An 18897-nucleotide genomic window follows, 5' to 3' on the forward strand; every position below is an offset into this window, starting at 1 on the left:
TTTAAACCAACTACTTGGGAGTGATTCTTGTTGAGAAGGTTCAACTTGAAAAAGCCCAAGCAAATACTGGGCCAAAGTCGTTTAAAACGAGCGTTCGTGCTGTTAAAAAAACTGATTAACGGTAGCTTGCTATCAAGTCCTGTGGGAGCGGGCTTGCTCGCGAAAGCATCGCACCGGTGGTTTTGGCAGGCCGAGTCGCCTGAGCAGAGAGCCAGCCCACCCCCTCGCATTCAACGCATTTACATCGATCGGCGCTGACGCACCAAGTGCTTGAACCCTTCGAAGATCAACACCACCACTGCCAGCCAGATCGGCAGGTAAGTCATCCATTGTCCCGCTGTGATGCTTTCGCCCAGCAGCAATGCAACCAGCACCAGCAATACGGGCTCCACATAGCTGAGCAAACCGAAGAGGCTGAAAGCCAGCATCCGGCTGGCCAGGATGTAGCTGATCAGCGCCAGAGCACTGATGCCGCCCAGTACCGGGATCAGCGCGTATAGCGCCGGGCGATGGCTCGCGACATCAAACCCTTGCTCACCGCTTTGTACAAACCACCACGCCACGGGCATCAGCAGCAGCATGTCGACCCACAGGCCGCCGAGGTTGTCGGTGCCTGCGCGCTTGCGCAACACGAAATACAAGGGATAACCAATGGCCACCACCAGAGTGGTCCAGGAGAACCCGCCCACCCGGTACACCTCATTGGCGACCCCGAGGGTTGCCAGTGCGGCGGCGATTTTCTGCAGATGGGACAGCTGCTCGCCATACACCAAGCGCCCGGTGAGCAGCATGGTCAGTGGCAACAGAAAGTAGCCCAGCGATACATCAAGGCTGTGGCCGTTGAGCGGCGCCCACAAGAACAGCCAGAGTTGAACGCCGACCAGTGCGCTGGATACGACCAGTACGCCGCAGAATTTGGGTTGTTGGCGTAGTCGCGCGAAGATCGCCGGAACCAGCCGCCAATCACCGGAGAAGCACATGAACAGCGTCATGCAGGGCAGGGTAAGAAGCATCCGCCAGCCGAAAATTTCGGCTCCGCTCAAGGGCCAGAGCAGGGATGTGAAGTAATACATGACACCGAACAGGCTCGATGCCAGAACAGACAGAACAATACCTTTGGACACAACAGCCTCGTTGAAACACGCATTTTGATTATTAGAAGTGCGTAGCTTGAGGCCCTGCGAGCTGTAGGGCAAATCCTTGATTAGGAATGTCTGTGGGAGCGGGCTTGCTCGCGATGCAGGCACTGGGGTCTGTCAGGCAACCCGGTTTCAGAGTCAAACCGCAGCGCTACCATCGCGGGCAAGCCATGCTCCTGCAGGCTGTGCTTGATTATGGGGTTTTAATGCCCCGGGTCATGCGCAGTGCCAGCAGGCTCCCGCCCACGATTACCGCGGCCAGAAAGTACAGGGCCGCGTCAGTGGAGCCGGTGGCGTCTTTGACAAAACCCACCAGATACGGGCTAAGGAAGCCCGCCATTTGCCCCATTGAGTTGATCAGTGCCAGGCCGCCAGCGGCTGCGCCCGCGCTGAGCATTGCGGTAGGGACTGGCCAGAACATCGGCAAGCCGGTCAGTGCGCCCATGGTGGCGATAGTCAGGCCCAGAATCGCAATGGCCGGGTGCGCGGCGAAATTCACCGCGATCACCAGGCCAATGGCGCCCATCAGCATCGGTACTACCAAATGCCAGCGGCGCTCCTTATGCAAGTCTGCCGAACGACCTACCAGCAGCATGAACACCGCCGCCAGCAGATAAGGAATCGCGCTGATCCAGCCGATCACCAGCGTATCGCTGAAGCCCAAGCTCTTGATGATCGACGGCAACCAGAAGTTGATGGCGTACACGCCACTCTGGATGCAGAAGTAAATCAGGCCGAAGGCCCAGATGGCCGGGTTTTTGAACACGGCAGAGAGTGAGTCGGTGGCCGATGAGGCGGGTTTGCTGGCGGCATCAAGGCGATGGTCCGCTTCCAGTACGGCGCGCTCATGCGCCCCCAGCCATTTGGCGTTGGCAAAGCTGTCGCTGAGCAAGAAGATCGCCAGGGCGCCCAACACTACAGTGGGGATGCCTTGCAGCAGGAACATCCACTGCCAGCCGGCGAGGCCGCCCTGGCCTGCAGCGAAGTGGCTGAGAATCCAGCCCGAGAATGGCCCGCCAATCAGGCCCGATACAGGGATGGCGCACATGAACAGTGCCATAATCCGGCCACGACGAAAGCTTGGGAACCACTGCGAAAGGTACAGCACCACGCCTAGGAAGAAGCCCGCTTCAGCGGCACCGGTCAGCAGGCGCAGGGTATAAAACCCGGTGGGGGTGGTGACAAACATCAGGCAGGTCGACAGGGTACCCCAGCTGATCATCATCACGGCGATCCAGCGCCTGGGGCCGAATTTGGTCAATGCCAGGTTGCTGGGTACGCCGCACAACACGTAGCCGATGAAGAAAATCCCGGCGCCCAGGCCGTAAACGGTTTCGCTGAATTTGAGTGCGTCGAGCATCTGTAGTTTGGCAAAGCCAACGTTTACCCGGTCCAGGTAATTGAACAGATAGCAGATGAAAATGAAGGGGATCAAGCGCAAGGTGATGCGCTTGTAGATGGCGTTTTTGTCGTCATCGCTGATCGGCGATGCGGGGGCGCTCTGTGACATCTTATGTCTCTCTTTATTATGTTTTTTCACGATCCAGGGGTAACGTTGACCGCAGCTTGAGTCTCGGTCACCACAACGCCGCTGTCTTTGTGCTGTCGCACAGCATTTTGCCGAGTCGCCTGTGCCCGTGAACAAATGTATCCAAGGATAGTCACCTTATGTTTGAACTGGACCATGATTTGGCGCAGGACATCGTGGATCGCGCGATGGCCATCTTGCCGTACAACGTAAACGTGATGGACAGCCAGGGCCTGATCCTGGGCAGCGGCGAGCCTGAGCGTATCAATACCCGGCACGAAGGGGCGCAATTGGTGCTGGCCAATGGACGGGTGGTGGAAATCGATGCCCAGGCGGCCAAGTGCCTTAAAGGCGTGCAGCCGGGCATCAACTTGCCGTTGTTGCTCGATCAGCGACTGATCGGTGTGCTGGGCCTTACGGGTGAGCCCGAGTTGCTGCGTACTTACGCCGAACTGGTACGCATGACCGCTGAAATGCTCGTGGGCCAGCGCTATCAGCAGGCGGAGCAACAATGGCGGCGCCAGCGCTGTGATGATTTGGTGGCATTGTTGCTCAGCGAAGGGGGAGACTCGCCGCGGCTGATCGATGAGGCCCAGCAACTGGGGCTCAAGCCGCAGCTTGCGCGGATTCCGTATTTGTTTGAGCTGGGCAAGGGGCAAAGTGCCGAGGCGTTGAGTGTATGGCTGCATTCACGCTATCCGGACAGCTGGTGCGTCAGTCCCGCCACGGGTTCATTGTTGTGGTGTCGACCGGCAACAGCCGCGCTGGATGATGTGCGCTTGCTCGAGAAACTCGACGCTCAGGGCTGGAAGGTCTTACGGATTGCCGCAGGTGGGCAGGCCGATGCCCTCAAGGGGTTGCGCCGCTGTTATCGCCGGGTGGGCGATCTGTTGGCCTATGGTCGCGATGTGCTGCCCCAGACCCGGTTGTTGACGCTCAATCGATACCGCTTGCCGGTGATGCTGTGGCGTCATCGCAATGACGATGCGCTGGAGGAGCTGCTTGGCCCGTTGCACAAAGTGGTGGCCAAGGACGCCAACGGCCAACTGATTACCACGCTGCGCAGTTGGTGTGATCACGACGGCCAGAGTCAGGCATGCGCCGACGCCTTGGGCATTCATCGCAATAGCCTGCGTTATCGCATGGAGCGCATCGCTGAACTGAGCGGCGTGGATCCGCTGAGTCTCAATGGCATGCTGGCCCTGTATCTGGGGGTGCAGTTGCTGGCACAGACGTGATTGTGGGAGCGGGCTTGCTCGCGATACGGGCAACGCGGTGTTTAGGTCGCGCCGCGGTGATGCCATCGCGAGTAAACCCGCTCCCACCATAGCGCCTGCAACAAGGCAACTTGTCCAAATGAACAACAAAGCCCTTGAATGCTTGTGCGCCTGACTGGCGTGTTTCTGACCGGTTGCTGGCAGCATGGAGGGTATAAGAACTGGAGATTCGCCCAATGAAAATCGTGATTGCCCCCGACTCGTTCAAAGACAGCCTGAGTGCCGAAAAAGTCGCTGATGCGATTGCCGCCGGTTTGGCTGACGCATTGCCTCACGCACAACTGGTCAAATGCCCGATGGCCGATGGCGGCGAAGGCACAGTCGAAGCGATTGTCGCCGCAGGCAATGGCCAGTTGCGCCGCAATCATGTGCAAGGCCCGCTAGGTGCACCGGTCGAGGCCCATTGGGGCTGGCTCCCTGACAGCCACACGGCAATCATCGAGATGGCCGAAGCCAGCGGTTTGCAACTGCTGAAACAGGAGCAGCGCAATGCCTGCATCACCAGCACCTTCGGCACTGGCGAACTGATCAAGGCCGCGCTGGATGCCGGCGCACGGCGGGTCATCCTGGCCATCGGCGGCAGTGCTACCAATGATGCCGGAGCCGGTGCATTGCAGGCGCTGGGCCTGGGCTTGTTCGACGCCCAGGGCAACAGTCTGCCGCGCGGCGGCCTGGCGCTGGCCCATGTGGCGCGTATCGAGCTGGCAGGCCTGGACCCGCGTCTGGCCGAGGTACGCTTTGAAATTGCCGCTGACGTCAACAACCCGCTGTGTGGCGAGCACGGTGCTTCGGCAATCTTTGGCCCGCAAAAGGGTGCATCTGCCGAACACGTGCAGTTGCTGGATCAGGCGCTGGGGCATTTTGCCGATCACTGTGCAAAGGTTTTGCCCAAGGATGTGCGTCAGGAACCAGGCTCGGGTGCAGCCGGAGGCCTGGGGTTTGCTGCCAAGGCGTTCCTCGGCGCGCAGTTTCGTGCAGGCGTTGAAGTGGTTGCCGAGCTGGTGGGGCTGGCCGAGGCTGTAAAGGGGGCAGACCTGGTGATTACCGGTGAAGGCCGTTTCGATGCCCAGACCCTGCGCGGCAAAACCCCCTTTGGCGTGGCGAGCATCGCCCGCGCTGAAGGTGTTCCGGTAGTGGTATTGGCAGGCACGTTGGGCGAGGGGTATCAGGCGCTGTACGAGCACGGCATCAACGCGGCATTTGCAATTGTCAGCGGCCCGATGACCCTGCAGGACGCCTGCACCCGGGCGGCGCCATTGCTCACTGACCGGGCGCGGGATATTGCGCGGTTGTTGAGCCTTGCCAAATTTTCATGACACATAAAGCGTGATGGAGCGACGGTGCGTCGATTCGGATAACTCGCTCTGCCTGTCAAACCAGGGCGATCTCATCGCGAGCAAGCCCGCTCCCACATTGAGGTTTCATTGCAAACTTTGGTGTAAGCTTTGCGGCTCTTCGCATTCGACCCTTAGCGAGCCCTATGCCGTCGCTCTTCAAACGCTCTTTGCTGCCTAAACTGCGCAGCTTTCCGTTATCTGCCGATGCTTTCAGTATCCTGCCGAGCGCAGCGGATTTTCGTCGCTGTCTGTTGGAGCAGATTGCAGGCGCACGCCACCGCATCACACTGGTGGCCTTGTACCTGCAACAGGATGAGGCCGGGCAGGAAATCATGGACGCCTTGCATGCCGCCAAAGCGGCGCGTCCCGAACTCGAAATCGCCGTTGTCGTCGACTGGCTGCGTGCCCAGCGCGGGCTGATCGGTGCAGGCAAGCAGCCCGGCAATGCGGCCTGGTATCAGGCGCAAACCGCATCCCACGCCACCCATGTGCCGATTTATGGTGTGCCGGTCCAGACCCGCGAGCTGTTCGGCGTGCTGCACCTCAAGGGCTTCATCGTTGACGACTGTGTGATCTACAGCGGCGCCAGCCTGAATAACGTGTACCTGCACAAACTCGACAAGTACCGCTTTGACCGTTACCACGTGCTGCACAACAAGCCGTTGGCCGACACCATGCAGCGCTTTGTTCAGCAAGACTTGATCGAGACCAGGGCGGTGCATCGCCTTGACTTGCCAACACTGCCGACAACCCGCAGCTTGCGCAGTGCCATTGGTGATCTGCGCAGCCATCTGAAAAAAGCCAGCTACGACACCAGCGCCGGCACTGTCGGTCACTTTGGCCTGTCGGTCAGCCCGTTACTGGGCGTGGGCAAGAACAACCCGCTGAGCCGGGTGATTTGTGAACTGATTGCCTGCAGTCAGCAGCAACTGACCATTTGTACGCCATATTTCAACCTGCCACTGCCCGTGACTCGGGAAATCAATCGGGCCCTGGAACGAGGGGTGCGGATTGATATCGTGGTGGGCGACAAGACAGCCAACGACTTCTACATCCCGCCGAATGAGCCTTTCAGGGTTATCGCGGCGTTACCGTATCTGTATGAGTTGAGCCTGCGCCGGTTCGCCAAGAGTCATCAGCGCATGATCGACAACGGTCTGTTGAACCTGCATTTGTGGCGCGAAGGCGACAATACCTACCACCTCAAAGGCATGTGGGTGGATGACCGCTATACCTTGCTGACCGGCAATAACCTCAATCCGCGGGCGTTCCGCCTGGATCTGGAAAACGGCTTGCTGATTGATGATCCACGTCGTGAATTGCTGGAACCGCGACGCAAGGAACTGGACGCCATCTTTGCCCATACCCAGCGCATCGATAACTTTAAAAACCTGGAAACACTGGCGGATTACCCGCCCGCGGTGGCCAAGTTCTTGCGTCGCGTCAGCCGGGTACGGATCGAACGCTTGTTGTACCGGATTCTTTAAGGAGCGCCGGTGCGACGCTTCGAAAGCGGTCCTGAGTCGATTTGTCGCAGGCCTTGCTGGATCGCCCGGTTTTACTGGCTTCAGGAGGCGATGCGCACCATTCAGGGGCGCCTGCGCCGTGCGACGTACAAGGGACAGTGGTAAATTCTGCGCCCAAGCAACACGTCTATCCCACAGCAATCGTGCGCACTGAGCCTGGTCAGACCAGGAATCGGGCAGCGTACACACCTGCCTCATAGTGCGCAGGGTAAAGGCCTTTATCGTTTGAAGGGCCGCTTAAAGGAACCTTACATGAATGAATTACTGACTCGCCGCCGCGTAGTCACCGGTCTTGGCTTGCTCAGCCTGGGCTTGATCGCAGGTTGCGACAGTGGCAGCGGTTTGTCATACAAGTACGGAAAAGACTTGAGCAATGAAATCCTGGGGCGCAAGTTCAAGCTCAGGGATGCCGAGGGTACCGAGATGATGCTGGGTAGCTTTCGGGGGATGATGCCGATGATTTTCTTCGGTTTTACCCAGTGTCCGGCGGTATGTCCGACAGCCTTGGCTCGCGCCGCACAGGCGAAGAAAATGATGGGGCCTGACGGTGACCGGTTGCAGGTGGTTTTTATTACCCTTGACCCTGAGCGTGACAAGCCAGCCATGCTCGATGCCTACGTAAAAGCCTTCGACCCGAGCTTTATTGCGTTATCTGGCACCCTGGAAGAAACGGCGGCCACAGCTAAAGAATTCAAGGTGTTCTACGAAAAAATCCCTACGGGTGACTCGTACACCATGTCGCATACAGCCACCAGTTTCGTCTTCGATTCCCGCGGTGTTTTGCGCCTTGGTTTGTCGCCGTCGCTGTCGGCCAAGCAATGCACTGAAGATTTGCTGACAGTCATGTCCGTCTGTTAATCAACGCCTCCTCTAAAAGAGTCAAGCCTATGAAGCCTGTGAACTATCTGTTGCTGTCGCTGCTGGGCATGAGCCTGCACGTTTCAGCGCAAACTGTTGTTGATGATGCCTGGGTCCGTGCAACTGTTGCCGGGCAGCCTTCGACCGGCGCCTTCATGCACATCACGGCCAGTAGCGACAGCAAGCTGGTTGAAGTCCAGTCTCCTGCTGCCAAGACCGTGCAAATTCACGAATCGAAGATGGAAAACGACGTGATGAGCATGCAGCCTGTTGCATCGGTGCCATTGCCGGCGGGCAAGAGCGTTGCCATCGTGCCTGAGGGCTATCACGTGATGCTGATTGACCTGGTCGGGCAGATCAAAGTCGGTGACCAGGTACCGTTGACCCTGATTGTCGAAGACAGCAAAGGGGTAAAAGAGTCGATTGAGGTCAAGGCCCAGGCTCGGGCATTGAACAGCATGCCGATGCATCACGACCATGGTGCGATGCACTAAACCAAACGTTGCAACATTCGTGTAGCAGCTGCCGAAGGAACGAGGCTACAGGACAACGGCAACTGTGGGAGCGAGCCTGCTCGCGAAGGTCGTTCGCGAGCAGGCTCGCTCCCACAGTAGGGCTTGACCTACAACAGAGTATCTACAGGGGGATGGGTTTTAAATGTGTGTCAAACCGATCAGAAACGCCCCGTCAGCGGGTACTCAACCGCAAGACGTATCTGGTCGGTGTCCAGTTCTGCCTGTGCCTTGTTGCCGCGATGAACATTGTGTCGCAATGACATGATGGTGCCTTTGGCCGCTCCGCTCTGGATGATGTAACGTGCTTCCAGATCCCGCTCCCAGTGTTTCCCGCCTTTGCCATAGCCCAAATACGCATAGCCGCCCCGAGGGTCGACATGACTGCCGTCAATCTGGCTGCCACGCACGTATGCGGCACTGAATACCAGCCCAGGCATACCCCAGGGGGTCATTGCCAGATCGTAACGTGCTTGCCACGACTGCTCGTTAGGTGCGTTGAAGTCAGACAATTGCACAGCATTGGTCAGGAATATTGCCCCCCGGGTCACATAATCGAACGGTGTGTCGCCATGCACTTTCTGATATCCCAGGCTGAAACTGTGGGGGCCTTGGGCATAGGTGCTGAGCAAACTCCAGGTGGTGTTGTCGATGTTGCCTGATAGCGCCTTACCTTCATCGGTGGTGCGGTACAGGTTCAGGTTCAGCGACAGGGAACGGTTTTCATCAATGGCGTGGCTGAAGACGGCCCCCAGGTAATGCTGGTTCCAGGTGTCTTCATAGCGGGAGCTGTAGAGACTGGCGCTGAGGTTCTTGCTTGGGGTGTAGACAACACCTGCGAGGTCGAAGGCATTGCCTTTGGGCCCGTTCGAATAGTTCACCACAAAGCCCTGATCGTGGCTGCTGGCATTGCGGTCAGTGCTCTCGGTGAAGTGCCCGCCGACCATTTTCAGGTCATTGATTTCGTTGCTGGTCAGAAACACTCCAGTAGCGGTTTCGGGTAGCAGGCGGCTGTCGGAGGAGCTGAAAACCGGTGTCTTGACCCGCTGTTCACCATAGGACAGCACGGTGTTGGACATGCGCAGTTTTACCGCCGCGCCGCCGCGGCCGTAGTTGTCCTTGGGGTAGCCGTCGTTATCCAGCCCGAGCAGCCGCGCCTTGCCTGCGCGTCCGCCGCCGCTGTCCAGCTTGAGCCCCATATAGGCATGGGCATCAACCCCGACGCCGATCAACCCTTGGGTGAACCCCGACTGCAGCGTACCCATCAACCCGTAAGCCCACTCTTCGGCATAGCCATTGCGTTCAGAGCGCGGTTTATAGGCATTGCGGGCGCCGCTGTTGCTGGCGCCGTGGCGATATTCTCGGCTGTCGTAGACCGTACGGTTGAGCACACTCCAGGTGCTGTCTTCAATAAAGCCGTTGGCTTGTTCCTGCGCCGACTCGGCAAAAGCCATCGGACTTGCGAGGGCGATCAGGATCGCGGAGCGCGATCGAACGGGGTTCATTGGGTCACCTGTTGTTGAAGAGACGCGTTCAAGCGGTCAAGTGCACGCTTTGGCAGCGTGGCGGGCAGTTGGGGTGGCTGATCCGAAGGCTCTCCGACCTGAATCAACATCACCATGCCCATAGCCAGGTGCGGAATGCACTGGATGCCGTAGAGCCCAGGAATGGTGAATGTTTGCTCGATTTCCTGGTTAATTTTGCCCTTGAAAGGCTGCGCGCCTTCGGGTAACAGCTCGGGCAAGGTGGCGGCGTTGTGACCGCTTTGGGTCGGGATGAACTTGACCGTGTCACCGGGCGCAATCTGCAGGTAATCCGGCTCATAGACCATGCCGGCAGTGGCGCTGCGGGTGAGCATTTTTACTTCGTGGGTCTGCGCCAATGCCGATGAGCAAAGCAGGGCAGTAGTCAGCAGCAGGGCAATGGAAGAGTTACGCATGGGTGGCTCTCAATTAAAAGGTTCAAAAGGGGCGCATTCGTAAAATTTGCGCGCCGTCAAAAGGGTCGATCAAATAATGGGCCTGGACGCCGAATGTGGCGTGAAGGCGTTGCGGGGTCAGGACTTCCGAAGGTCTGCCCAAGGCTACCAAGCGGCCACGTTCAAGGATCGCCAGTCGATCACAGTTCAAGGCCTGGTTGAGATCGTGCAACGCGATCAGGGTCGTCACGGGCAGTGCGCTGACCATTTTTAGAATCGCCAGCTGGTGCTGGATATCAAGGTGATTGGTGGGCTCGTCCAGCAACAGGATCTGCGGGCGCTGGGCCAGGGCTCGTGCGATGTGAACACGCTGGCGCTCACCTCCCGAGAGGCTTCTCCAAGTGCGACTGCGCAGGTGTGCCGCATCCACATCGCTCAAGGCCTGCTCGACGATGGTCGTGTCGTGGGCAGTCCACGGGCTCAATGCTGACAGCCAGGGGGTACGGCCCAGGGCCACAGCATCGAATACGCCAATGGCATCATGGGTATCAGCATGCTGTTCAACCACCGCCAGTTTTTGCGCAATGGTGCGTTGGTTCATTTTTCTGAGTGATTGCCCGTGGATAAAGGCTTCGCCCATGCTGGGGACTCGCACATTGGCCAGCAGTTTGAGCAGCGTGGATTTACCCGAGCCGTTGGGCCCGACAATGCCCAGGGTTTCGCCGTGCTGCACGCTCAAGTCGATGCCTTGCAACAGTTGAGCATCACCCACGCAGTAACTCAGGTTGCTGCAACTCAATACAGGGAGAGCATCACTCATCGGGCATTTCTCCGGCTGATCAGAATCAGCGCAAAAACCGGAGCCCCGATCAGCGCGGTAACCACACCTACGGGGATCACCTGGCCCTTGATCAGGGTGCGGGAAAGAATATCGGCCGCGATCAGAAACAATGCACCACCCAGTGCGCTGACGGGGACCAGGCGCCCATGGCCGGTGCCAGACAGCAAGCGAACGGCATGGGGGATGACCAGCCCGACAAAACCGATGGAGCCGACAATCGATACCATCACCGCCGTCACCAGGGCCGCACAGCTGATGAGCAGCAATTGCACCCGGCGCACCGGTATGCCCAGAGACGCTGCAGAGTCTGCACCAAAGGTGAACGCATCCAGCGCACGCCTGTGCCAGATGCACACCACCAGACCGAGCAGTGCCACCGGTACCGCCAGCACGACCGAGGACCAGCGCACGCCACTGAGGTTGCCCAACAGCCAGAACATGATCCCTCGGGCCTGTTCGGAGCTGGCAGATTTTGTGATCAAAAAGGCGGTAATGGCGTTGAACAGCTGTGAACCGGCTATCCCCGCCAGAATGATCTGGGCACTGGCACCGGTTGGCCCGCTGATACGGGCCAGCAGAATAACCAGTGCAAAGGCGGCAATGGCTCCGGCAAAGGCTCCGGCAGACAAGGAAACGGCTCCGGCACCCAGGCCCAGTACCGCCACCAGCACGGCCCCGGTCGAGGCTCCGGCAGAAATGCCCAGCAAGTAGGGGTCGGCCAGTGGGTTACGCAGCAACGACTGCAACACCACCCCGCAAGTCGCCAGCCCCGCACCGCACGCCGCAGCCACCAGCGCACGGGTCAGGCGATAGTTCCAGACAATGCCTTCGTCGATCGGATCGAGCACGTACCCGGCGGCCCACAGCTTGTTGGCCAGCACCTGCAGCACCACGCCGGGTGCGATCGGGGTCTCACCGATGGCCACTCCGGCAAGCACTGCCAACAGCAACGCCACACAGGCCAGCAGTGTGAGCATCAGCCTTGCACTCATTTGGGCAGGTCGTAGGTATTGATGGCTGTGGCGAGTGTTTCGAGCCCGTCGAACATGCGCAGGCTGGCCTGCATGGCATGGGCATCGAGCATGATGATGCGGTTGTTTTTGACTGCATCCATGTTGCGTGTCACAGGATCGGTGCGCAGGAACTCGAGTTTTTTCTCAACGTCATCGGCCGGGAAACGACGGCGATCCATGCGTGCGATGATCAGGAACGTCGGGTTGGCCTTGGCCAGGGTTTCCCAACCAACGGTTGGCCATTCTTCATCGGACTCAACCACATTACGTATGCCCAGGGTATTGAGCATGAAGTCGGGGATACCTTTGCGACCCGCAACATACGGGTCGATATCCAGGTCGGCACTGGAGAACCAGAACAGCGCGCTGGCGTGGCTCAGGTCTTTGCCCTTGAGCGAATCGGTGGATGCCTCAAGGCTGGCCTTGAGCTGGGTATTAAGCGCTTCGCCACGTTGCTGCACATCGAAGACCTCAGCCAACTGGCTGATGCTCCTGTAAACACTTTCAATGCTGAATGCCTGCAAGCGAGTGCCGTCTGCGCCTACCAGGTTGTCCTTGCCCTCACAGTCGGACGGCATCAGGTAGGTGGGTATTTTCAGTTCATGAAACTGCTCGCGGGTGCCCACCACGCCTTGCGGACCAACCATCCATTCCAGTTGCACGGCCACCAGCTCGGGACGTTTGCCAATCACCGACTCAAAGCTGGGGTCGTTGTCGGCAAGCCGTTCGACCTTGTCGTTCTGTGCCTTGTACCGGGCGGGTACGTCGTTGAACCACAGCGATGTGCCCGCCAGCTTGTCGCCCAGGCCCAATGCATAGAACATTTCGGTGCCGGCCTGGCCGATGGTTACGGCGCGAATGGGCGCGTGCTGAAAGGTCAGCGGGCTGCCGCAGTTTTCGATCGTCAGTGGGTATTGGGTAGGGGCTGCGAGGGCCAATGCAGGCAAGGCGAGGGTGGCAAGAAGAGTAACAGCGCGGTGCAACAGCATGATGCAATCTCCATTTGATCGTACACAAAACGCAGGTGTACAGCCGGGAACACATCACCGAGCGCTGATGGCGCAAGAGCACGAGAGCAAGGATGCCTTCCCCGGACACCCCGCCGGTTAGTTTTTGGACTTTGCCGGCAGGTCTCCTGACTGATGGGTCATCGCCTGGCTCCAGCCTTCCCGGGGGGTTATCCCAGTGGCGAACACGGAGCAGGCTCGTCATCTACAGTTGCGGGGGCAGTTCCGTTTGGTGCACTACAGGCACTTCGGATTCCCTTTTAACCCCCCGTTAGGGGGGACCGGCGGCGGGATGATAGTCGATCTTGTTTGTCAGATGGAATTGGCGTCAGATTCAGAAATACTTGAGCCAGGCAATATCTCTGCGACGCGCCTTCAAAGCAGCAAACCAGCGCACCGGCAAATAGAGCGATGTGGCCAGCAGTACTGCCGTCAGCCATACCGCAGCGATACTGTCGAAACCGAAGTAGCTGCCCTGATTCTGGCCGAACAGGGCCACGCTCATTACATACAGCACTTTGAGCACGTATAGGTGCAGCAGATAAAAGAACATCGGTGCAGCGCCAAACACTGCCAGGGTGGTGATCCACGTGCGTTGACGGGCCCGCTCAAAGCCCAGTAGCAGTAACAGGCCAACTCCCAGGGTCAAGGCCAGAAACAGCAGCGAAGGCGGGTATTTGGTGATGTTGAAAAAACTCATCAGGCTCTGTGTAGCATGGTCATGACTCACCCAAGGCGCTTCACCATAACCATTGAGAAAACGCAGAACCACAAAGCCCAGCAGGGCCCCCGTACCTGCAAGCAACAGATAACGCTGGCGTGCGGCAGCCGAGGCTGAGCGAGCAAACCAGGGACCCATGCAGTAGCCCAGCGCAATAACACCGATCCATGGCAGCACCGGGTAAGAAGTGCGCAGACGCAAGCTGTCCGAGAACTCTATCCAGCCCCGGTCATGCAAAATCGCCCAGGGCACGTGCATCATCGAATCCACGGGGAAGTGCAAGGTATCGAGCAGATTATGTCCGGCGATAATCACCAGACCCAGTACCAGCAGCATCGGACGGGGCAACCAGACCAGTGCCGCAAGGGCAATCATGCTCACGCCAATGGCCCAGATCACCTGCATGTAAATCACCGAGGGCGGTAACTGGAAGGTCCAGGCGAAGTTGACCAGGGTGAACTCCAGCACCACCAGAAACAGCCCGCGTTTGAATAGAAACGCCGATACATCACGCTTGCCCTGATACTTTTCGCCGTACAAGTACGCCGAAAGGCCTGTCAGCAAAACGAAAACCGGGGCACACAGATGGGCAAGGGTCCGGCTAAAAAACAGGGCAGGGTCGGTGATGTCGACGTTCATGGGATCAGACACCTGGCGGTGCAGAAAGAACGTCTCGCGAACATGGTCCAGCAGCATCAAAAGGATGACCAGGCCGCGCAGGGCATCGATGGACAGCAGGCGCTTGTTGGGAGGTGGAGCTAAGGTTGCAGTAGTCATTGAGGGATCACAGGCAAGGAATGCATACAAGGTATTGATACCTTATAACATTTCCGTTTGCGCTGTCATCCCTATGAGAAAGATTCGCAGGAATCGGGCGTGTTTCAGCGCCGAATTTTTACCCAAGCCATCAGCAGCGCAGAGGACAAAACGCCTGCGGTCATAAAGATATAGGCCGCCCCGGGATTTCCGGTGAGACCGATCAGGTAGCCAACGATCCAGGAGCCGACAAAGGCACCCAATGCGCCACACGCATTGATCAGGCCGATTGCGCCGCCAAATACGTTTGCCGGAATAACCTCCGGGATCAGTGCAAAAAAGGGCCCGTAGGGGGCGTACAGCGCAGCACCGGCAATCGTCAGCAGTGCAAACGACACCCAAAAGTGCGTGGAGCCGATCAGGTACGAACAGAAGAAGGCCAGGGCGCCCAGTGCCAGCAGTGGCCAGACAAAGTGTTTGCGTTGCTGGGTTTTGTCAGATGCCCAGGACACTGCCAGCATTGCGGCGACGGCAGCAACGTAGGGCACTGCACTCAGCCAGCCGACAGTGACGATGTCCGCCGCCGCAGCCTGTTTGATGATGCTCGGCAGCCACATGATGAAACCGTACACGCCGATACTCCACAGCGCGTGAACACAGCACAACTGGATGACCACCGGACTGGTGAACGCCTGACGGTAATTACGGACTTGTTTCATGCCTTTTTGTTCGTCCGCGAGAGTCGCCGCAAGCTGTGCTTTTTCCTGAGCGGTGAGCCAGTCGACCTGCTCGGGCTTGTCCCTTGCCATGCGCCACCAGACAAACGCCCACAACACCGCAGGCGCGCCTTCAATCACGAACATCTCGCGCCAGCCCCAGGCCTGAATCAAATACCCGGAAACCACCGACATCCACAACACCGTGACCGGATTGCCCAGTACCAGAAAGGTATTGGCCCGTGATCGTTCTTTTCGGGTGAACCAGTTACTGATGAAAATCAGCATCGCCGGCATCACTGCTGCCTCAACAATTCCCAGGGATACGCGAATGAACATCAGCATGGGGATGTTGGTCACCAGCCCCGTGGCCATGGCGCATAAGCCCCACAAAATCAGGCTCCAGAACACCAGTTTGCGCACACTGTATTTTTGCGCGTAGATCGCGCCAGGCACCTGGAAGAAAAAATACCCCAGGAAAAACAGTGCACCTATCAGGGAGGACATGCCCTTGGTAATACCCAGGTCTTGCTCGATCCCCGCCGCACTGGCAAAGCCATAGTTGGCCCGATCCAGATACGCGAGACTGTAGGTGATGAAAATCAGCGGGATCAAGTACAGCCAGCGTTTGGACGCAAAACCTTTGGTCGTGACCTGAGCACTGCCGATATCGGTCAGGGGCAGTGCAGGTTCTTTAAGAGTGCTCATGGGCGTTCCTTGTTATTGTTTTTTGCGGGTCCGGGTCAAACAACGCTGGTCAAGCCTCCGTCCACAAACAGCGTCTGACCATTGATGAAGTCCGAAGCACTGGAGGCGAGAAACACGGCGGCGCCGCACAGTTCTTCAACCCGTCCCCAACGACCCGCCGGGGTGCGCTTGCATAGCCACTCGGAAAATTCCTGATTGTCGACCAGAGCGCGATTCATCTCTGTGGCGAAGTAACCCGGTGCCAGGCCATTGGCCTGAATGCCATGGCGTGCCCATTCAGCACACATGCCTTTGGTGAGCATCTTTACTGCGCCTTTTGAGGCCGCGTAAGGCGCGATGGTCGGGCGTGCGAGTTCGCTTTGCACCGAGCAGATATTGATGATCTTGCCCTGACCTCGAGCAATCATGTGCCGGGCAACCGCCTGGGACACATGGAACACCCCATCCAGATTGACCCGCATCAGGTCATGCCAGTCACTTTCGGCAAAGTCCTCCAGCGGGGCACGGCGCTGAACACCCGCGTTGTTGACGAGAATGTCGATGGCGCCCGTGTCAGCCTCAAACCCGTTGATCGCTGCAAACAGTTGCTCGCGCTGGGTGACATCAAACGCTGCGTATTCTGCCTTGAGGCCCTCATCGCGCAATTGACCGGCAATGGCTTGGGCTTTTTCGATATTGCGATCATTGATCACCACAGTTGCGCCGGCAGCGCCAAGGCCACGTGCCAGTTCAAGCCCGATTCCTTTGCCTGATCCAGTGATCAAGGCACGACGACCATCAAGCTGGAAGCTGCTGATATTGAATGACATGCTGTTCTCCACAAACGGCCGCTTATTGTTGTTACCGGCCCTGTGGTTACTTCACCTCAGGCTAGTAAGGGAGTCCAATCGTCATTGGTGATCTCGTGATCAATTATTTTGATCAAAATAATGGCTGCCCAAACCACCGATTGACGTCAAACAGATCTGCCGTCGATCAGTGAGCCGGAACGTAATCACTGCGCCGCTTGTCCATGAAGTCTGTATTCCCATACCGGCCGATGGTTGGTAACCACAACGAGGTGAACATGCGCAGCTTGATTTCTGCATCAATAATGGCTGGTTTTTTGTGTGTCATACCTTTCGCAGCGCAGGCTGACGATGACAAACCCGGGGACTGCAAGCCTGGACAGATACTGGCCGAGTCCATGGACCTGAGCAGTTGCTATGGCAACGGCGATAAGGCTCCGGACCAATACACACGGGAAGAGGTCGCGATCAAGGACTGGAAAGCCAAAGGGCTTCCACAGCCTGATGAGCATGAGCAATGGGTACAAATAAGCGGGCACTATGTGCTGGTCAATCGAGTGAATGCGGTGATCAAGGAGATCCGCACCCAGAACACCAAAGTTAAGGGCAAGTAACCCCCTCGGCCCACACCCTCTCACAAACGTCTACGGGAGAGGCTGTGGGCTGCTCGAGATGGCATGACTGCGTTTTACCGGGCAAAGCTTCACAGATACGTCAGTGGCCACTGGCTGCAGTCGGCCCTTAACCCGCCTCTCGCCCGTGGGCGGCAGTAGCCAGTTGCCCTGTATCGACGCGCACAAAAATGGAGTCGCCGACTGCAGTGAGTACATCCCCCGCATAAACCTCACAGATGATCCGCGTCTTGCGTCCTACATCGCCTTCGACCTTGGCCCGCAGGGTCAGTGGCACGCCCATGGGGGTGGGTTTGATGAACTTGATCCCCAGGTTGCCCGTCACGCAATTGATACGCGGCTGGCTGGCCACTTCGCGGTTTTCCTGACGGTAGTGATACGCCATGGCCGTCCAGTTGGAGTGGCAATCAACCAGCATTGCGATCATGCCGCCATATACCAGCTCGGGCCAACCGCAATACTTGGGGTCAGGCAAGTGTTCGGCGATGACGTGCACACCGTCCTCATGCCAGTAGCTCTTGATATGCAAGCCATGTGCATTACTGGCGCCGCAGCCGAAGCAAACGCCATCGGGCGCGGCGGTGTCTTGCAAAGAGGGAGTTAGCTGACTCATGCCGTGATCATCCTGACTGTTGTGCCCTTTACGTTAACGTAAAGCATGGAATCTTTTCTTGTTGATTATGCAAGAGATCTTCGTTTGCCTGAAAAGGATGTCGCCGTGACCGTCTGAATTGTCTGCAGGCCGCCTTGCAGGCGGCCAGTGACAACGGGGATCAATAACTCTGGGGCATCTCGCCCCGTGCCAGGCGTGCATTGATAGCTTCAACCACCCCCGGCAGCTCGCAAATCGTATCGATCAGATAATGGGGGCGGGAACCTTCGAACATGCGGCTGATACGTGCCCGCTCTGCAGCCAGTTTTTCGGCAGGCAGGGCCTTGAACTGTTCGTAGGTCAGGCCCAGGGCGTTCCCGGAGCAGGTGAGGGCGACGGTCCACATTCCCGCGCTGCGGCCTTCAAGGATGCCGGGCCAGGTGTCGTCGACCTTGACGCATGCGGCTACGTCGCTCACCCCAAGGGCGATCACGTTGGCCAGGGCCTGGGCCGGGTGCGGGCGACCGTTGGGGACTTCGTCGGTAGCGACCACATGGTCAGCGATGTAGCCATTGGCCCTGGCCAGCTCCACGACTTTGGCCATGACCACTGCCGGATAGCCCGAGCAGGAGCCGATTTTCAGGCCCTGATCACGCAGTGCAGCGATGGCATCAAGGGCTCCGGGGATGAGCGCTGAATGCAGCGCGATTTTCTCGATCTGCAGGGGCATGAAGCGTTCGTAGAGGGCTGTAACGTCTTCATCGCTGGGTAGGCGGTCAAAGACTGCACGATAGCGCTCGGCGATCTGGGGTTGGTTGCACAGGGTGCGAATGTGATCCCATTTGCCCATGCCCATCGGCCCGCGGGCTTCTTCAAGGCTCACCGCCACGCCAAACTCGGCGAAGGCCTCTACAAAAATCTGGGTGGGGGCGAAAGAGCCGAAATCGACCACGGTGCCAGCCCAGTCCAGAACCACTGCTTGCAGTCGGGCAGGTTGTTGATAATGCATGGTGAGTCTCCAGGGTGTG

General features: G+C 58.2%; 18 protein-coding genes and 1 riboswitch. Of the genes, 6 read left to right on the top strand and 12 right to left on the bottom strand.

The genetic code is table 11. The features are described 5' to 3' along the window. Positions 1 to 239: 239 nt before the first annotated feature. Together rarD and RGV06_RS01530 are read right to left on the bottom strand one after the other, a co-directional pair. The gene (gene rarD / locus RGV06_RS01525; protein WP_019827126.1) at positions 240 to 1124 is read right to left on the bottom strand and encodes an EamA family transporter RarD; all 885 of its coding nucleotides are present in this window, start codon (positions 1122 to 1124) and stop codon (positions 240 to 242) included. A gap of 208 nt (positions 1125 to 1332) precedes the next feature. Beyond that, the gene (locus RGV06_RS01530; protein WP_322149166.1) at positions 1333 to 2649 is read right to left on the bottom strand and encodes an MFS transporter; all 1317 of its coding nucleotides are present in this window, start codon (positions 2647 to 2649) and stop codon (positions 1333 to 1335) included. Between the two features lie 158 nt (positions 2650 to 2807). Between RGV06_RS01530 and RGV06_RS01535 the strand changes: the two genes are divergently transcribed. The 5 genes from RGV06_RS01535 (at position 2808) to RGV06_RS01555 (ending at position 8159) form a co-directional block, all read left to right on the top strand. Continuing rightward, positions 2808 to 3905 (top strand): sugar diacid recognition domain-containing protein, encoded by a 1098-nt coding sequence (locus tag RGV06_RS01535; RefSeq protein ID WP_019827124.1) that lies wholly within the window; start codon positions 2808 to 2810, stop codon positions 3903 to 3905. 215 nt (positions 3906 to 4120) lie between these two features. After that, a complete protein-coding gene (locus RGV06_RS01540) occupies positions 4121 to 5260 on the top strand; it encodes a glycerate kinase (RefSeq protein ID WP_019827123.1) in 1140 nt (379 codons plus the stop codon). A gap of 164 nt (positions 5261 to 5424) precedes the next feature. Beyond that, positions 5425 to 6768: a CDP-diacylglycerol--serine O-phosphatidyltransferase gene (pssA, locus tag RGV06_RS01545; RefSeq protein WP_019827122.1), complete on the top strand. Its 1344-nt coding sequence runs from the start codon at positions 5425 to 5427 to the stop codon at positions 6766 to 6768. Between the two features lie 291 nt (positions 6769 to 7059). Then, entirely contained in the window at positions 7060 to 7665 is a 606-nt protein-coding gene (locus RGV06_RS01550) for an SCO family protein (protein WP_019827121.1), read from the top strand. Positions 7666 to 7694: 29 nt separating this feature from the next. Next, a complete protein-coding gene (locus tag RGV06_RS01555) occupies positions 7695 to 8159 on the top strand; it encodes a copper chaperone PCu(A)C (RefSeq protein ID WP_046810765.1) in 465 nt (154 codons plus the stop codon). Between the two features lie 179 nt (positions 8160 to 8338). Here the strand turns inward: RGV06_RS01555 and RGV06_RS01560 are convergent, their stop codons facing one another. The 8 genes from RGV06_RS01560 to RGV06_RS01595 all read right to left on the bottom strand — a co-directional run bounded on the left by RGV06_RS01560 (position 8339) and on the right by RGV06_RS01595 (position 16666). Further along, a complete protein-coding gene (locus tag RGV06_RS01560) occupies positions 8339 to 9682 on the bottom strand; it encodes an OprD family porin (protein WP_322149169.1) in 1344 nt (447 codons plus the stop codon). Next, positions 9679 to 10116, bottom strand: a complete 438-nt coding sequence (locus tag RGV06_RS01565; protein ID WP_019827118.1) for a pseudoazurin — start codon at positions 10114 to 10116, stop codon at positions 9679 to 9681. The genes RGV06_RS01560 and RGV06_RS01565 overlap by 4 nt, the downstream gene beginning before the upstream one ends. Before the next feature lie 22 nt (positions 10117 to 10138). Next, on the bottom strand, positions 10139 to 10915 hold the full coding sequence (locus RGV06_RS01570) for an ABC transporter ATP-binding protein (protein ID WP_322149171.1): 777 nt from the start codon (positions 10913 to 10915) through the stop codon (positions 10139 to 10141). Further along, positions 10912 to 11916 carry a FecCD family ABC transporter permease gene (locus RGV06_RS01575; RefSeq protein ID WP_416146959.1) on the bottom strand — a complete coding sequence of 335 codons (1005 nt, stop codon included), beginning with the start codon at positions 11914 to 11916 and terminating at the stop codon, positions 10912 to 10914. Before RGV06_RS01575 ends, RGV06_RS01570 begins: the two co-directional genes overlap by 4 nt. 8 nt (positions 11917 to 11924) lie before the next feature. Further along, a complete protein-coding gene (locus RGV06_RS01580; RefSeq protein WP_046810763.1) occupies positions 11925 to 12938 on the bottom strand; it encodes an ABC transporter substrate-binding protein in 1014 nt (337 codons plus the stop codon). Between the two features lie 118 nt (positions 12939 to 13056). Then, positions 13057 to 13257, bottom strand: a riboswitch (cobalamin riboswitch). Between the two features lie 33 nt (positions 13258 to 13290). After that, positions 13291 to 14454 (bottom strand): DUF1624 domain-containing protein, encoded by a 1164-nt coding sequence (locus RGV06_RS01585; protein ID WP_048351929.1) that lies wholly within the window; start codon positions 14452 to 14454, stop codon positions 13291 to 13293. Positions 14455 to 14558: 104 nt separating this feature from the next. Continuing rightward, positions 14559 to 15857, bottom strand: a complete 1299-nt coding sequence (locus tag RGV06_RS01590; protein ID WP_322149172.1) for an MFS transporter — start codon at positions 15855 to 15857, stop codon at positions 14559 to 14561. A 35-nt stretch (positions 15858 to 15892) separates the two neighbouring features. After that, positions 15893 to 16666, bottom strand: coding sequence for an SDR family NAD(P)-dependent oxidoreductase (locus tag RGV06_RS01595; protein WP_019827112.1), 774 nt, complete (start codon positions 16664 to 16666; stop codon positions 15893 to 15895). Positions 16667 to 16923: 257 nt separating this feature from the next. Between RGV06_RS01595 and RGV06_RS01600 the strand changes: the two genes are divergently transcribed. After that, a complete protein-coding gene (locus RGV06_RS01600) occupies positions 16924 to 17259 on the top strand; it encodes an RcnB family protein (RefSeq protein ID WP_019827111.1) in 336 nt (111 codons plus the stop codon). A 127-nt stretch (positions 17260 to 17386) separates the two neighbouring features. On the opposite strand, the gene RGV06_RS01605 is transcribed toward RGV06_RS01600, so the two are convergent. Together RGV06_RS01605 and phnX are read right to left on the bottom strand one after the other, a co-directional pair. Beyond that, on the bottom strand, positions 17387 to 17890 hold the full coding sequence (locus RGV06_RS01605) for a PaaI family thioesterase (protein ID WP_019827110.1): 504 nt from the start codon (positions 17888 to 17890) through the stop codon (positions 17387 to 17389). Positions 17891 to 18050: 160 nt separating this feature from the next. After that, positions 18051 to 18878 carry a phosphonoacetaldehyde hydrolase gene (phnX, locus tag RGV06_RS01610; protein ID WP_019827109.1) on the bottom strand — a complete coding sequence of 276 codons (828 nt, stop codon included), beginning with the start codon at positions 18876 to 18878 and terminating at the stop codon, positions 18051 to 18053. Positions 18879 to 18897: the final 19 nt, after the last annotated feature.

It is taken from the genome of Pseudomonas sp. CCI3.1, assembly GCF_034313985.1.
Taxonomy (GTDB): Bacteria; Pseudomonadota; Gammaproteobacteria; order Pseudomonadales; family Pseudomonadaceae; genus Aquipseudomonas; species Aquipseudomonas psychrophila.

Coding starts and splice junctions, on each gene's coding strand:
- RGV06_RS01530 (WP_322149166.1), bottom strand. CDS start 2,649: ATGTCACAGAGCGCCCCCGCATCGCCGATCAGCGATGACGACAAAAAC.
- RGV06_RS01535 (WP_019827124.1), top strand. CDS start 2,808: ATGTTTGAACTGGACCATGATTTGGCGCAGGACATCGTGGATCGCGCG.
- RGV06_RS01540 (WP_019827123.1), top strand. CDS start 4,121: ATGAAAATCGTGATTGCCCCCGACTCGTTCAAAGACAGCCTGAGTGCC.
- pssA (WP_019827122.1), top strand. CDS start 5,425: ATGCCGTCGCTCTTCAAACGCTCTTTGCTGCCTAAACTGCGCAGCTTT.
- RGV06_RS01550 (WP_019827121.1), top strand. CDS start 7,060: ATGAATGAATTACTGACTCGCCGCCGCGTAGTCACCGGTCTTGGCTTG.
- RGV06_RS01555 (WP_046810765.1), top strand. CDS start 7,695: ATGAAGCCTGTGAACTATCTGTTGCTGTCGCTGCTGGGCATGAGCCTG.
- RGV06_RS01560 (WP_322149169.1), bottom strand. CDS start 9,682: ATGAACCCCGTTCGATCGCGCTCCGCGATCCTGATCGCCCTCGCAAGT.
- RGV06_RS01565 (WP_019827118.1), bottom strand. CDS start 10,116: ATGCGTAACTCTTCCATTGCCCTGCTGCTGACTACTGCCCTGCTTTGC.
- RGV06_RS01570 (WP_322149171.1), bottom strand. CDS start 10,915: ATGAGTGATGCTCTCCCTGTATTGAGTTGCAGCAACCTGAGTTACTGC.
- RGV06_RS01580 (WP_046810763.1), bottom strand. CDS start 12,938: ATGCTGTTGCACCGCGCTGTTACTCTTCTTGCCACCCTCGCCTTGCCT.
- RGV06_RS01585 (WP_048351929.1), bottom strand. CDS start 14,454: ATGACTACTGCAACCTTAGCTCCACCTCCCAACAAGCGCCTGCTGTCC.
- RGV06_RS01590 (WP_322149172.1), bottom strand. CDS start 15,857: ATGAGCACTCTTAAAGAACCTGCACTGCCCCTGACCGATATCGGCAGT.
- RGV06_RS01595 (WP_019827112.1), bottom strand. CDS start 16,666: ATGTCATTCAATATCAGCAGCTTCCAGCTTGATGGTCGTCGTGCCTTG.
- RGV06_RS01600 (WP_019827111.1), top strand. CDS start 16,924: ATGCGCAGCTTGATTTCTGCATCAATAATGGCTGGTTTTTTGTGTGTC.
- RGV06_RS01605 (WP_019827110.1), bottom strand. CDS start 17,890: ATGAGTCAGCTAACTCCCTCTTTGCAAGACACCGCCGCGCCCGATGGC.
- phnX (WP_019827109.1), bottom strand. CDS start 18,878: ATGCATTATCAACAACCTGCCCGACTGCAAGCAGTGGTTCTGGACTGG.